Below are 14,238 nucleotides of genomic sequence, written 5' to 3'. Positions count from 1 at the left end.
GACAATTGTTTAATGAGGATTCAAAAAGGAGAAAAAATGGTCTTACAAAAATTAGAGAACTATAGAAATAAAGATATTGTCAAAGAAGAAGCCGAAATTTTAACCGACTTATTAGATGATATTACCAAGAATTTGGTTCGTCCGGAAACTTTTGAAAAAATTTCACAATTGAAGGATCTATCCAAAACAAAGAATTATCAAGAGTTAAACCAATTAGTGGAACAACTGACCAATGAGGAAATGACAGTAATTTCGCGTTATTTTGCGATTTTGCCACTCTTGATCAATATTTCTGAAGATGTCGATTTAGCTTATGAAATCAATCATCTCAATAATGTCAATGGCGAGTATCTAGGGAAGCTATCTTCAACTATTCAAGAGGTTGCGAAACAAGAAGATGCACAAGAAATTCTTGAAAATCTTAATATTGTGCCTGTTTTAACAGCTCACCCAACTCAAGTACAAAGAAAAACCATGTTGGATCTAACTAATCATATCCACGCCCTGCTTCGCCAGCATCGGGATGTTAAAGCAGGATTGATTAATGAGGATAAATGGTATAGCAACCTTCGCTGTAATATTGAGATCATGATGCAAACGGATATGATCCGTGATAAAAAATTGAAGGTGACCAATGAGATCACCAATGTCATGGAGTATTACAATAGTTCTTTCTTACAAGCTGTTCCAAATCTGATGTTGGAGTACAAACGCCTAGCAAAAGAACATGGTGTTGAACTCCAACAACCACGTCCAATTACAATGGGCATGTGGATTGGAGGAGACCGGGATGGAAATCCTTTTGTAACGGCTGATACTTTGAAACGGTCAGCCACTATTCAAAGTGAAGTCATTTTGAACTATTACATTGAAAAGATTTCTAAATTATACCGTCACTTCTCACTTTCAACTAGTCTTTCGAAAACAAGTGAAGCAGTGGCTGAAATGGCTGCCCTATCAAGTGATACATCCGTTTTTCGTGAAAAAGAACCCTACCGTCGTGCCTTCCACTATATCCAATCAAAATTGATCCAAACTTTGGTCAACTTAAAAGAGTGGACCATGATTGGAGAAACAAGAGAAGATCGTTATGCGGTAGAGAGACTATTGGGAGCAAGCGCTCATCAACAAGGGCCAGTGTCCGATTATATCGGTAATCGTATCTCTGGAGCTTTAAAGGAAATTTCTGCAAAAGAGTCTCCTGCATATGCATCTGCTCAAGAATTTAAAGAAGATCTTGAAAAGATCAAAAACTCCTTATTGGAAAATAAATCAGAGTATTTAATTTCTGGTGAATTTGCAGAACTTCTAGAGGCGATTGATGTCTTTGGTTTCTATCTTGCATCCATTGATATGCGTCAAGATTCCAGTGTCCATGAAGCCTGTGTGGCTGAATTATTGAAATCTGCTGGGATCAATGACCATTATTCAGATTTGTCTGAAGATGAGAAGTGTCAGGTTCTCTTGAAGGAACTCTTGGAAGATCCACGGATTTTATCAGCTACCCATGTCGAAAAGTCTGACTTACTTGAAAAGGAATTGGCGATTTTCCAAACGGCGCGTGAATTGAAAGACCGTTTGGGAGAAGAAGTCATCCGTCAAAATATCATTTCCCATGCAACAAGTGTATCAGACATGTTGGAATTGGCCGTGATGTTAAAAGAAGTGGGCTTAATCGATACTGAAAAAGCACGTGTACAAATTGTCCCTTTGTTTGAAACGATTGAAGACTTAGATCATTCGGAAGAAACCATGAGAAGTTACTTGTCTCTTCCTATTGCTAAACGTTGGATTGCTTCAAAACATAATTACCAAGAAATTATGTTAGGCTACTCGGATTCCAACAAAGATGGTGGATACTTGTCTTCTTGTTGGACCCTCTTTAAAGCGCAACAACAATTGACCGCTATCGGGGATGAGTTTGGCGTGAAGATCACCTTCTTCCATGGCCGTGGAGGAACGGTTGGTCGTGGTGGTGGCCCTACTTATGAAGCCATCACTTCTCAACCATTGAAATCGATTAATGACCGTATCCGTCTAACTGAGCAAGGGGAAGTGATTGGTAATAAATACGGAAATAAGGATGCAGCCTACTACAACCTTGAGATGCTTGTTTCTGCAACTATTAACCGCATGATTTCAGAACAAAAGAGCCCTCTCTCCATGTTTGATCGCTTCGGGGAAGTCATGGATAAAGTGGTCGATCGCAGTTACGATATCTACCGTGATTTGGTCTTCGGGAACGAGCATTTCTATGATTACTTCTTTGAATCCAGTCCGATTAAAGCCATCTCTAGCTTTAATATTGGTTCCCGTCCAGCTGCTCGTAAGACCATTACAGAAATTGGTGGCTTGCGTGCGATTCCTTGGGTCTTCTCTTGGTCACAAAGTCGGGTGATGTTCCCAGGTTGGTACGGAGTGGGGTCTAGCTTTAAAGAATTCATTGATGAGGATCCTGAAAACATCGAAACCCTTCGCTACATGTATAAAAACTGGCCATTCTTCCAGTCCCTTTTGTCCAATGTAGACATGGTCTTGTCAAAAGCGAATATGGATATCGCCTTTGAATACGCTCAATTATGTGAGGAAGAAGAAGTCCGTAATATCTATCAAATTATTTTGCATGAGTGGCAATTGACCAAGGATATCATCCTAATGATTGAGGAACAAGAAGAGTTGCTTGCGGAAAATACCTATCTGAAAGAAAGTTTGGACTATCGGATGCCGTACTTTAACGTCTTGAACTATATCCAGTTAGAATTGATTCGCCGTCAACGAACTGGTCAATTACCGGCTGATCAGGACAAGCTAATCCATATTACCATCAATGGGGTGGCTACAGGACTACGAAATTCAGGTTAAAAAAATCGGAACCCTTGTTCCGATTTTTTTATTCAGAATCAGAAGAAATAGGGGATTTAACGGGAGATTTTTCAAAGCTGGATCAAGATCTTTCTGCCAGATGGAAAAATAAAAGATAAGAATAGGAATAATTAAGAAAATATAGGTAAAAGGCTTGCAATTTCATCTAAAATTAGATAGAATAGTAAGGAAAGTTAGACTGTATTGCCTACTGTCTATCTATAAAATATATTTTATTGGAGGCTTTTACTCAAATGGCAAAAGAAAAATACGATCGTAGTAAACCACACGTTAACATTGGTACTATCGGACACGTTGACCACGGTAAAACTACCCTAACTGCAGCTATCACAACTGTTTTGGCACGTCGCTTGCCTTCAGCAGTTAACCAACCTAAAGACTATGCGTCTATCGATGCTGCTCCAGAAGAACGCGAACGCGGTATCACTATCAACACTGCGCACGTTGAGTACGAAACTGAAAAACGTCACTACGCTCACATTGACGCTCCAGGACACGCGGACTACGTTAAAAACATGATCACTGGTGCCGCTCAAATGGACGGAGCTATCCTTGTAGTAGCTTCTACTGACGGACCAATGCCACAAACTCGTGAGCACATCCTTCTTTCACGTCAGGTTGGTGTTAAACACTTGATCGTCTTCATGAATAAAGTTGACTTGGTTGACGATGAAGAATTGCTTGAGTTGGTTGAAATGGAAATCCGTGACCTTCTTTCAGAATACGATTTCCCAGGTGATGACCTTCCAGTTATCCAAGGTTCAGCTCTTAAAGCTCTTGAAGGTGATTCTAAATACGAAGACATCATCATGGACTTGATGAACACTGTTGATGAGTATATCCCAGAACCAGAACGCGATACTGACAAACCATTGCTTCTTCCAGTCGAAGACGTATTCTCAATCACTGGACGTGGTACTGTAGCATCAGGACGTATCGACCGTGGTATCGTTAAAGTCAACGACGAAATCGAAATCGTTGGTATTAAAGAAGAAATCCAAAAAGCGGTTGTTACTGGTGTTGAAATGTTCCGTAAACAACTTGACGAAGGTCTTGCAGGGGACAACGTTGGTGTGCTTCTTCGTGGTATCCAACGTGATGAAATCGAACGTGGACAAGTTATCGCTAAACCAGGTTCAATCAACCCACACACTAAATTTAAAGGTGAAGTTTACATCCTTACTAAAGAAGAAGGTGGACGTCATACTCCATTCTTCAACAACTACCGTCCACAGTTCTACTTCCGTACAACTGACGTAACTGGATCTATCGAACTTCCAGCAGGAACTGAAATGGTAATGCCTGGTGATAACGTGACTATCGACGTTGAGTTGATCCACCCAATCGCCGTTGAACAAGGTACTACATTCTCAATCCGTGAAGGTGGACGTACTGTTGGTTCAGGTATGGTTACTGAAATCGAAGCTTAATTCGATCTAGTTCCCAGATTAACAATTATATAGACAGACAGAAAACCCCGTGAAGACGGGGTTTTTATTTTGGTAAAAAGTAAAATGAGCTTGTGCAACCTTTCATTATGACGAAAATTATGGTAGAATAGGTAGTATAAAATTAGAAAAACGAGGTATGTGAAATGTCACGTAAACCATTTATCGCTGGTAACTGGAAAATGAACAAAAATCCAGAAGAAGCAAAAGCATTTGTTGAAGCAGTAGCATCAAAACTTCCTTCATCTGATCTTGTTGAAGCTGGGATTGCAGCTCCTGCACTTGACTTGACAACTGTTCTTGCTGCAGCTAAAGGTTCAAACCTTAAAGTTGCTGCTCAAAACTGCTACTTTGAAAACGCTGGTGCCTTCACTGGTGAAACTAGCCCACAAGTTTTGAAAGAAATCGGTACGGACTACGTGGTAATCGGTCACTCAGAACGTCGTGACTACTTCCACGAAACAGACGAAGACATCAACAAAAAAGCAAAAGCTATCTTTGCTAATGGTTTGCTTCCAATCATCTGTTGTGGTGAAAGTCTTGAAACTTACGAAGCTGGTAAAGCTGCTGAATTCGTAGGTGCTCAAGTATCTGCTGCTTTGGCTGGTTTGACTCCTGAGCAAGTAGCTGCATCCGTTATCGCTTATGAGCCAATCTGGGCGATCGGTACTGGTAAATCTGCATCACAAGACGACGCACAAAAAATGTGTAAAGTGGTCCGTGACGTTGTAGCTGCTGACTTCGGTCAAGAAGTAGCTGACAAAGTACGTGTCCAATACGGTGGTTCAGTGAAACCTGAAAATGTTGCAGAATACATGGCTTGTCCAGACGTTGATGGAGCTCTTGTTGGTGGTGCATCACTTGATCCAGAAAGCTTCTTGGCATTGTTGAACTTCGTAAACTAATCGAACATAAATAAGACGAGATATTTCTCGTCTTTTTTTATCTTTAAAAAAACCAGCTAGTAAGCTGGCTTTTGTTTTCTTATGAGCGTCCTAAGATTCGTTTGATCAAGGACAAGGCTTTGAATTTCAGAGGATTTGGGTAATAACGGAAGGTTCCCATCTTACGAACGATATAGCCATTGAAGTTTTGTTTAAAACGAAGAACACCGTCTGAGCCGTCAAAAATTCCTTGAATACCTAGGAAATTATATCTTGGAATGCCACGTTTAATTGTTTCAAGCATCATGTATTCCTGGAGCACAGCAGGAGCATAGAACTTATTAAATTCTGTATAAGAGCCACTGAATAAATAGGTAGATTCTTGCGGCATATAGACAAAGAGGCTACCTGCAAGGATGACATCTTGGTCACCATATTTTTCAATATATTCTTTGGCTTCTTTCTTTCTCACCTCAAAGGTCTCAAACTGACTAGAAAATTCACGAAGTTGATTTTGTTTTTTCTCTGAATGTGGATTGACTTCAAGATCCTTCTGTAATTTCTCAATCTTCTGAGCTAGTTTGCCTTGGTCTTTTTCAAGATTGGTGTAGTAATCGTGGAAATTCAGAGTAGCAACCATGAAATCCGCTTTGTCCCCAAAACTATCGTAGAAGGTTTGGTAATAATCCAAAGTTTTATCCAGATAGTTTCGACGGTCACTGGTAGAAGAAGTGATATCCTTGAAAAGTTGCAGTTCATCTCGATTTAATCGTTTCAGTTTCATCCCGAAAGATTTCGCTTTCTTCACAAGTGGCTTTCCTTTTTTGCTAAAACTCTTGAGAAGATCTTTTTCGGTGATGCCTTCCATATCTTTTACATAGTGCCAATCAGGCTCTCCACCAGGATATCCCGTTTGTAATCCGTCAAAGGAATAGCCGATATGGGTCAATTCGTTAATATAGTCTTGGTTAGGTTCTGAAATTGGATTACCATCACTATTGAAGGTTTGATAAGTATCGTAGGGTTTGATAATCAATTCTAGAGCCCCTTGGTTCTTGGCATAGTCCTGCAAAGACTGATAGAAATCCTGAAGATGGGAACGATCAGTAATAACTGGGCCACAGTTAACTTCTATGTGAAATCCGCCTGTCATAGGAATTGAATATAGGAGGGCAGAGATGGTAATTTGAGTTCCTGTTTTCCAACCGACATACTGGATCTTAAAGCCTCTTTTCTCAAGAAGGCTAGCCATTTCAGGTGTCTGCATAAAGGAACGATAGGAGGCGCTATTAGCATGGCTAGCGAACTCTTTTTGGGTCAGAATAGCGAAAGTCATCGGTTACCTCATTGTTTATTTCTTAATTTTTTCCGGATCTTGTAGGCTTTGTTTACAAGTGGATAGAGTGTGCTGGTTGGGAGGTTGAATTCCCCAACAAATTCTTCAATGACAGGATTGAATTTAGATTTGAAATGATAAAGTCCACCACCTAGTGAGTTTTCAATTCCCCCCATATTTTGCCACGAAGCACCACGATCGAAGGCGTGTTGAGCTGTTTCGTACCAGGTGAGGATGGCAGGTTGGTAACGACGGAATTCTTCATCCATCCCTGCATAGACATTTTCAGATGTCCCACCAAATTCGAGTGTCAAGGTACCAGATAGAGGGACGACCTGTCTGCCTGCTTGGAGATGTTGCTCAAGAAATTGCAACTCTTCTTCTAAGCGTTCTTTTTCTTTCTGGTTGTTCTCTACCTTTCCAGGTTTAGTTTTTTCTGTGAATTTTTCAGCCTCAGCCTTATTTTTCTCAAGATTGTTTGTCAGCATGGCCTTCCTCTCTACGAGATCAAGGCTAGACAAGGTAATGTAGGATTGTCCTTGGTAAGTTGTCAGCAGTTTCTCGTAGTAGTCTCTTCCACGTAAATGAATGCTTTTCCGAGCTTCCGTCTTTTTCATGAGGGAAGAGAAGTATTCTAACAATTCTATCCCGCCAAATTGCACTTGGATCCCTTTATTTCGAGCAGTTCGTATCGCTTGACGAGTCGATTTAGAAAGGTTTTGTTCGGTAAAAAAGTCTTTATGAATATTGGCTTGAAAGCGTGGTTGGATATTTTCTCCCATATCACTTGTAGGGCCTGTCCATTCAATCCCTTCTTTTGTTAGGGTTTCAATGATCGCTTGTACATCCGTCGTTTCCATATTTTCTTGTCCAATCAAGTGTTTGCTCAAGAAAAGACTTGGATCAAATTTCACAAATAAGGCCTTGTATTGTTTGGCTATTTTTTTTAGGGACTGCATCACGTATGAAACTAGTTCCTTGTTCTGGTAATCCATGATGGGGCCTCGAGGAATGTAAAGCATGGAAAAGCCAAGTGGCAGGGGTTGAATCAAAATGCTTGCAACGGCGACTAATTGGTCTTCTTGATAAAAACCAACTCGTTCATTTCCCCAATTATCTTTGATTTTTGCCCATGAGCTACTTTGTAAGAGATTAGTCTGGTCACTCTGAATAACAAAGTTATCATGCTCAGTGGCAGAAATTCCTAGCTGGTAATGATACATTTCTTATAATACCCACTTTCTAAGGGCGTAGGCTACGCCCGATTCATCGTTTGATTTGGTAATAGTTGTAGCAATTTTTTTGAGGGCAGGATTGCCATTCTCCATAACGACAGCATGTCCTACAACTTCTAACATGGAGCGGTCATTCTCCTCATCTCCAATAGCCATGGTCTCTTCTTGTTTGATTCCAAGTTGTTCAGCCAGATGGAGAACGGCAGCTCCTTTATTGGTCGTTTTCCCGAGAATTTCTAAATAAAATGGAGCTGATTTAACCATAGTGAAGCGGTCCTGAAATTCTCTTGGAATTTTTGCAATCGCAGCGTCCAGAATTTCTGGTTCATCGATGTACATGGCTTTAACAAATTTTTTCTCTCGCACTTCTTCAGGCGTCCGGTAGTAAAGGGGCATATTGACCAGTTGAGACTCATGAATAGTATAGCGTCCGATATCTCGATTACTGGTGTAAATACCGTCTTTTGTAATGGCATGAGAGTGAATCTGGAGTTTGTTGGCCAGAGACTCGATATCGAGATAGTCCTCATAATCTAAAAGGTCCTTGATGATTTCTTTTCCAGTAGCAGTTTCTTGGACCAAGCCCCCATTAAAAGTAATGACATAATCCTCAGGATCCGTGAGATGAAGTTGTGCTAACAAGTTTGAGACACCTGCGATGGGACGACCAGTTGTGATCACGATTTTCACACCTGCAGCTTTTGCGTCTTGAATGGCTTCAAAAACGGAAGGTGTAATTTCTTTTTTTGAATTAAGTAGCGTACCATCGATATCGATCGCGACTAATTTAATGGCCATTCATCTCTCCTGTAAAATAATCGTTGGTGATGTAGGAAGTGAATTCCTCCACTTGTTTACTGAAAAGTCCATTGGCTTCCAGCATTTCTTTTGGGAAATAGAAACGGTTGTCCCCATAGCGGGTTCCAGCTAAAGCTGCAACGAGTGGGGACAAATGAGACAATTCAGCTAGACTACCATCTTTTCGGATCATCTCGATCTGAGTACGTGGTTTTTCAAGCTCCGGTCGATAAATATCGTAGGGCAGATCGAAATTCTCATGGATGGCGGTGTAATAAGTAGGATTAAACCCAACCTCTTTGATCAGTTTTCCAAGGATTGCTAAGTCTTTTCGCTTATCTTCTGTAAATAGAATCGATTTAAAGACTTTCCGATTGATATAGCGCTGAGCAAGATCAGACAGGATGGTATCCGGGCTCTCCATCCAGACTTGGAAATAGGTGTTCATCACACCGTCATCCAAATTCAGGTAATCGTCAATGGTCACCTCTTCTTCAAAAAAAGGAATCAAGCGAGGCGAAGTCAGTTGGAAATACTCTTTCTGATCTGGATAGATAGTTCGAGCGCGTTTGAGTAGATTTTGAAGGAGGACTTCCATCGCACGAGTAGCTGGGTGGAAGTAGACTTGCATATACATTTGGTAACGGCTGACTACATAATCTTCAACGGCATGCATCCCATTTTGTTGAAAGGCAATGCCATTTTCAATCGGTCGAATGACGCGAAGAATGCGGGTCAAGTCAAATTTCCCATAGGAAGCACCTGTAAAGTAGGCATCTCGTAGTAAATAATCCATTCGGTCCACATCAATTTGACTGGAAATCAACTGCACCACTTGCTTATTGGGATAGGTGTGGTCAATGACGCTGGCTACACGATTTGGAAAATCAGGTGCCACCTGTAATAGGATTTGATTGACCTCCGTCTCAGGATTGGTGATGATGAGCTGGGTCATTTTTTCATGATCGGTCCCAAAAAGTCCTTCAAAGGTATGGGAATAGGCACCGTGCCCGATGTCATGAAGAAGGGCGGCTGTCATGGTCAGTAAGTTTTCATCAGAATTCCATTGATCTGCATATTTTTCTTCAAAAATTGAGAGAATGCGTCTTGAAATCTCATAGGCGCCAAGACAGTGAGAAAAACGACTATGCTCCCCACCGTGGAAGGTAAAACCAGATGTCCCCAGTTGTTTGATGCGGCGTAGTCGTTGAAATTCTTTACTATTAATCAATTGATAAATGATGGGATGATCCACGTGAACATAATCATGTACGGGATCGCGAAAGACTTTTTCATTCATGGGTCTATTATAGCAAAAAAAAGCCTATTTTGCGATCTAGAGGCTAATGAGGGCAGTCAAAAAGCGTAAAATTTGATAGAATAGAGAAGCAATGAAAGAAGAGAAGGAGACAAAGGTGCAGATTCATATTCAAAATACGATTCGATTTGGAGAAGAAATGGAAATCATCGATCAGTACTATCAAGGAGAGTGGAAAGAAAAAGCTGGTTTTCATTATCTTTTATATACCAATGAAGAAAAGGAAAAAGTTGCCTTGAAATTTTCTAAGGCTGAACTGATTATGACCCGCTTTTCAAGCCCGAAATCCATCATGCGCTTCTACAAATTTGAAGACGGTGGGGCTGTTATTCCAACTCCGATGGGAATCCAGCAATTTTTGATCGCAACAGACCTCTTTCAACTAGAGGATAGTCGTTTACATCTTTCCTATCGCTTGATGACGCTCGATGGGGAGCAAGAATTTGCCCATTATCAATTATTGGTTGAATGGGGAGAATAGGATCTATGAAATTATTTGCGATCCTGCTTGCTTTATTCCATAAAAATGGTATAATAATACCACTCAAGGGAGTAGCTGGCGGTTAACCGCGATAGTGTCGTCATTCCGAATTATTTCCGGCACTATATTAAACAGCGAGACTTGTTTTTTTAAAAAACAGGTCTCTTTTTTTGTAAAAAGAGGCCAAAAAGGAGGAGACTGTTTTGTCAAAAGAACAAAATAAAGACTTGTTTTACACACAGACCTCAGAAGAAGTCCTAAAGAACTTGGACTCATCTATCGAAGGTTTGTCAACTGCTCAGGCTCAAGAACGCTTAGCGACTTATGGTCGGAATGAGTTGGAAGAGGGCGAAAAACGTAGCCTACTAGCTAAATTCCTTGATCAATTTAAGGATTTAATGATCATCATTTTGCTTGCGGCTGCGGCACTTTCTGTGATTACAGAAGGAATGGATGGCTTAACAGATGCTATAATCATCTTGGCTGTTGTTGTCTTGAATGCTGCCTTTGGGGTATACCAAGAAGGTCAAGCTGAAGCAGCTATTGAAGCGTTGAAAAATATGTCTAGCCCGATGGCTCGTGTTCGTCGTGATGGTCATGTCATTGAGATTGACTCAAAAGAATTGGTGCCTGGGGATATCGTCTTGCTAGAAGCAGGAGATGTCGTACCTGCTGATATGCGCTTGTTTGAAGCAGCTTCCCTCAAAATCGAAGAAGCAGCTCTTACAGGGGAATCTGTCCCAGTAGAAAAAGATGTGACAGGACTTGTCGAAGCTGATGCAGGTATTGGAGACCGCGTTAATATGGGTTACCAAAACTCAAACGTAACTTACGGTCGTGGTATTGGTGTTGTAACTAACACTGGTATGTATACAGAAGTTGGTAAGATTGCGGATATGTTGGCTAATGCGGATGAAACGGAAACACCGTTGAAACAAAGCTTGACCCAATTGTCTAAGACCTTGACCTACTTAATCGTTGTGATTGCAGTGATTACCTTCTTAGTTGGTGTCTTCGTTCGTGGTGAACATCCATTGGAAGGCTTGATGGTAGCGGTAGCCCTTGCGGTTGCGGCCATTCCAGAAGGACTTCCTGCCATTGTAACCATCGTTCTCTCTTTGGGGACGACAACCCTTGCCAAACGGAATTCGATCGTTCGTAAATTACCAGCGGTTGAAACACTTGGTTCAACAGAAATCATCGCATCTGATAAAACAGGTACTTTGACCATGAACCAAATGACTGTTGAAAAAGTGTATACCAACGGTAAATTGCAAAGCTCAGCAAGTGAAATTGCTGCTAGCAACAATACTCTTCGTGTCATGAACTTTGCCAATGATACCAAGGTAGACCCATCTGGTAAATTGATTGGGGATCCAACAGAAACTGCTTTGGTACAGTTTGGTTTGGACCACAACTTTGATGTCCGTGAAGTCTTGAAGGATGAGCCTCGTGTGGCTGAATTGCCATTTGACTCTGATCGTAAGCTCATGTCTACCATTCATAAGGAAGCAGACGGTTCTTACTTTATCGCTGTCAAGGGTGCACCTGATCAGCTGCTCAAGCGCGTGACTCGTATTGAAGTCAATGGGGAAGTTCGCCCCATCACAGAAGAAGATAAACAAGCTATCCTTGCTACCAATAAAGACTTGGCCAAACAAGCCCTTCGTGTCTTGATGATGGCTTATAAGACAAGTAAGGAAATTCCAACCTTGGAATCTGAAATTGTTGAATCTGACCTCATCTTCTCTGGTTTGGTCGGCATGATCGACCCTGAGCGCCCAGAAGCTGCAGAAGCTGTTCGTGTCGCTAAGGAAGCGGGTATCCGTCCGATCATGATTACGGGTGACCACCAAGATACGGCTGAAGCTATTGCCAAACGTTTGGGGATCATCGATCCAAATGATACAGAAGACCATGTCTTCACTGGTGCGGAGTTGAATGAACTCTCTGATGAAGAATTCCAAAAAGTCTTTAAGCAATACTCTGTTTATGCTCGTGTATCACCTGAACACAAGGTTCGGATCGTGAAAGCATGGCAAAAAGAAGGTAAAGTTGTTGCCATGACAGGTGATGGAGTCAACGATGCGCCATCACTTAAGACAGCAGATATTGGTATCGGTATGGGGATTACAGGTACAGAGGTTTCTAAGGGGGCTTCTGATATGGTCCTTGCCGATGACAACTTCGCAACTATTATTGTAGCAGTAGAAGAAGGACGTAAGGTCTTCTCCAATATCCAAAAATCCATCCAATACCTCTTGTCTGCCAATATGGCTGAAGTATTCACCATCTTCTTTGCAACCCTCTTTGGTTGGGATGTGTTGCAACCAGTACACCTTCTCTGGATTAACTTGGTAACAGATACCCTACCAGCTATCGCTCTTGGGGTGGAACCAGCTGAACCAGGTGTCATGAGCCACAAACCTCGTGGCCGTAAGTCTAACTTCTTTGATGGTGGTGTCTTTGGAGCTATCCTTTATCAAGGGATCTTCCAAACTATCTTGGTACTTGGTGTATACGGTTGGGCTATTCTCTTCCCAGAGCACCAAGGTCATGCAGAGATGAATGCAGACGCCCTTACCATGGCCTTTGCAACTCTTGGTTTGATCCAATTGCTCCATGCCTTTAACGTTAAATCCGTTTACCAATCAATCTTTAAAGTGGGACTCTTCAAGAACAAGACCTTTAACTGGTCTATTCCAGTTGCCTTTATTCTCTTAATGGCAACCATCATGGTTCCAGGATTTAACAAACTCTTCCATGTTTCAAATTTGAGTTTGACGCAATGGTTGGTGGTTGCTGTAGGTGCAATGATGATTGTGGTCCTTGTTGAGATTGTCAAAGCTGTTCAACGATCTCTAGGTAAAGATAAAAACGCGATTTAAGTATGAAAAGTCATCTTCGGATGGCTTTTTTATCTGACAGAAAATGACTAGGCATATTTCTTGAGGCAAGAGTCGATTTTTGATAAACTAGACAACAGTTTTAAGAAAGGAAACTTGATTATGAAAAAGTTTATTGCTGAAGTCATCGGCACATTTATGCTTGTCTTTATCGGGACTGGAGCAGTTGTTTTTGGAAATGGGACTGAAGGTCTCGGTCATTTAGGAATTGCCTTGGCATTTGGTTTGTCGATTGTTGCAGCAGCATACTCTATTGGGACTGTTTCTGGTGCTCACTTGAACCCAGCTGTTTCCATTGCTATGTTTGTCAACAAACGCTTGTCTTCTAAAGACTTGGTCAACTATATCGCAGCGCAAGTAGTGGGAGCTTTCCTTGCGACTGCAACTGTCTTCTTCCTTTTGTCCAATTCAGGTATGTCAACCGCTAGTCTTGGTGAAAATGCCTTGGCTAAAGGAGTGACTCTATTTGGCGGTTTCTTGTTTGAAGTGATTGCATCCTTTATCTTTATCTTGGTCATCATGACCGTGACATCAGCTTCTAAAGGAAATGGGAAGATCGCTGGTCTTGTGATCGGTTTGAGCTTGACTTTGATTATTCTTGTTGGTTTGAATATTACAGGACTTTCTGTAAACCCAGCTCGTAGCTTGGCTCCTGCTCTCTTTGTAGGTGGTGCGGCCCTTCAACAAATTTGGATCTTTATCTTGGCTCCAATTGTTGGAGGAATTCTCGCAGCAATCGTTGCAAAAAATCTCTTAGATACAGAAGAGTAAAAAAATTGGTTCCAGAGGGACCAATTCAGATTGAAGACAAAGTCATATAAAAAACTTTCCTTAGGTGAGTACGGACGTCAGCGAACTTCGTCGAAGTTCCAAGACTTAGTTTTGAGCCTAGGGTCTCAAAACTCCCGAGTGCCTGAAACGTAATTGTTTCAGGCACTTTTCTCACAGC

At 41.4% G+C, this 14,238-nt stretch carries 10 protein-coding genes; 6 read left to right on the top strand and 4 right to left on the bottom strand.

Going from position 1 to position 14,238, the window contains the following annotated elements; all coding sequences use genetic code 11:
* The first annotated feature begins 36 nt into the window (after positions 1–36).
* The 3 genes from ppc to tpiA all read left to right on the top strand — a co-directional run bounded on the left by ppc (position 37) and on the right by tpiA (position 5,236).
* A complete protein-coding gene (gene ppc, locus HMPREF9186_RS03185; protein WP_009731383.1) occupies positions 37–2,862 on the top strand; it encodes a phosphoenolpyruvate carboxylase in 2,826 nt (941 codons plus the stop codon).
* Between the two features lie 254 nt (positions 2,863–3,116).
* Positions 3,117–4,313: an elongation factor Tu gene (gene tuf, locus HMPREF9186_RS03180; RefSeq protein ID WP_009731382.1), complete on the top strand. Its 1,197-nt coding sequence runs from the start codon at positions 3,117–3,119 to the stop codon at positions 4,311–4,313.
* Between the two features lie 164 nt (positions 4,314–4,477).
* A complete protein-coding gene (tpiA, locus tag HMPREF9186_RS03175) occupies positions 4,478–5,236 on the top strand; it encodes a triose-phosphate isomerase (protein ID WP_006595928.1) in 759 nt (252 codons plus the stop codon).
* A 79-nt stretch (positions 5,237–5,315) separates the two neighbouring features.
* Here tpiA and HMPREF9186_RS03170 read toward each other — a convergent pair whose 3' ends face one another.
* From HMPREF9186_RS03170 to HMPREF9186_RS03155, 4 genes are read right to left on the bottom strand one after another with little or no spacing between them, the layout of a single operon-like run.
* Positions 5,316–6,551 (bottom strand): aminoacyltransferase, encoded by a 1,236-nt coding sequence (locus HMPREF9186_RS03170; RefSeq protein WP_009731381.1) that lies wholly within the window; start codon positions 6,549–6,551, stop codon positions 5,316–5,318.
* An 8-nt stretch (positions 6,552–6,559) separates the two neighbouring features.
* A complete protein-coding gene (locus HMPREF9186_RS03165; protein WP_009731380.1) occupies positions 6,560–7,774 on the bottom strand; it encodes an aminoacyltransferase in 1,215 nt (404 codons plus the stop codon).
* 3 nt (positions 7,775–7,777) lie between these two features.
* Positions 7,778–8,584: a sugar-phosphatase gene (gene yidA, locus HMPREF9186_RS03160; RefSeq protein WP_009731379.1), complete on the bottom strand. Its 807-nt coding sequence runs from the start codon at positions 8,582–8,584 to the stop codon at positions 7,778–7,780.
* Positions 8,574–9,884: an HD domain-containing protein gene (locus HMPREF9186_RS03155; protein ID WP_009731378.1), complete on the bottom strand. Its 1,311-nt coding sequence runs from the start codon at positions 9,882–9,884 to the stop codon at positions 8,574–8,576. Before HMPREF9186_RS03155 ends, yidA begins: the two co-directional genes overlap by 11 nt.
* Before the next feature lie 115 nt (positions 9,885–9,999).
* Here HMPREF9186_RS03155 and HMPREF9186_RS03150 point away from each other — a divergent pair, with 115 nt between their 5' ends.
* The 3 genes from HMPREF9186_RS03150 to HMPREF9186_RS03140 all read left to right on the top strand — a co-directional run bounded on the left by HMPREF9186_RS03150 (position 10,000) and on the right by HMPREF9186_RS03140 (position 14,060).
* A complete protein-coding gene (locus tag HMPREF9186_RS03150; RefSeq protein ID WP_037614034.1) occupies positions 10,000–10,383 on the top strand; it encodes a DUF1934 domain-containing protein in 384 nt (127 codons plus the stop codon).
* Positions 10,384–10,586: 203 nt separating this feature from the next.
* Positions 10,587–13,271 (top strand): calcium-translocating P-type ATPase, PMCA-type, encoded by a 2,685-nt coding sequence (locus HMPREF9186_RS03145; protein WP_009731376.1) that lies wholly within the window; start codon positions 10,587–10,589, stop codon positions 13,269–13,271.
* A 120-nt stretch (positions 13,272–13,391) separates the two neighbouring features.
* Entirely contained in the window at positions 13,392–14,060 is a 669-nt protein-coding gene (locus HMPREF9186_RS03140; protein ID WP_009731375.1) for an MIP/aquaporin family protein, read from the top strand.
* The last annotated feature ends 178 nt before the right edge of the window (positions 14,061–14,238 follow it).

The organism is Streptococcus sp. F0442 (assembly GCF_000314795.2).
In the GTDB taxonomy this organism is placed as follows: domain Bacteria; phylum Bacillota; class Bacilli; order Lactobacillales; family Streptococcaceae; genus Streptococcus.
The sequence above is the reverse complement of the archived record's forward strand: the minus strand, read 5'-3'. Positions and strand labels throughout refer to the sequence as shown.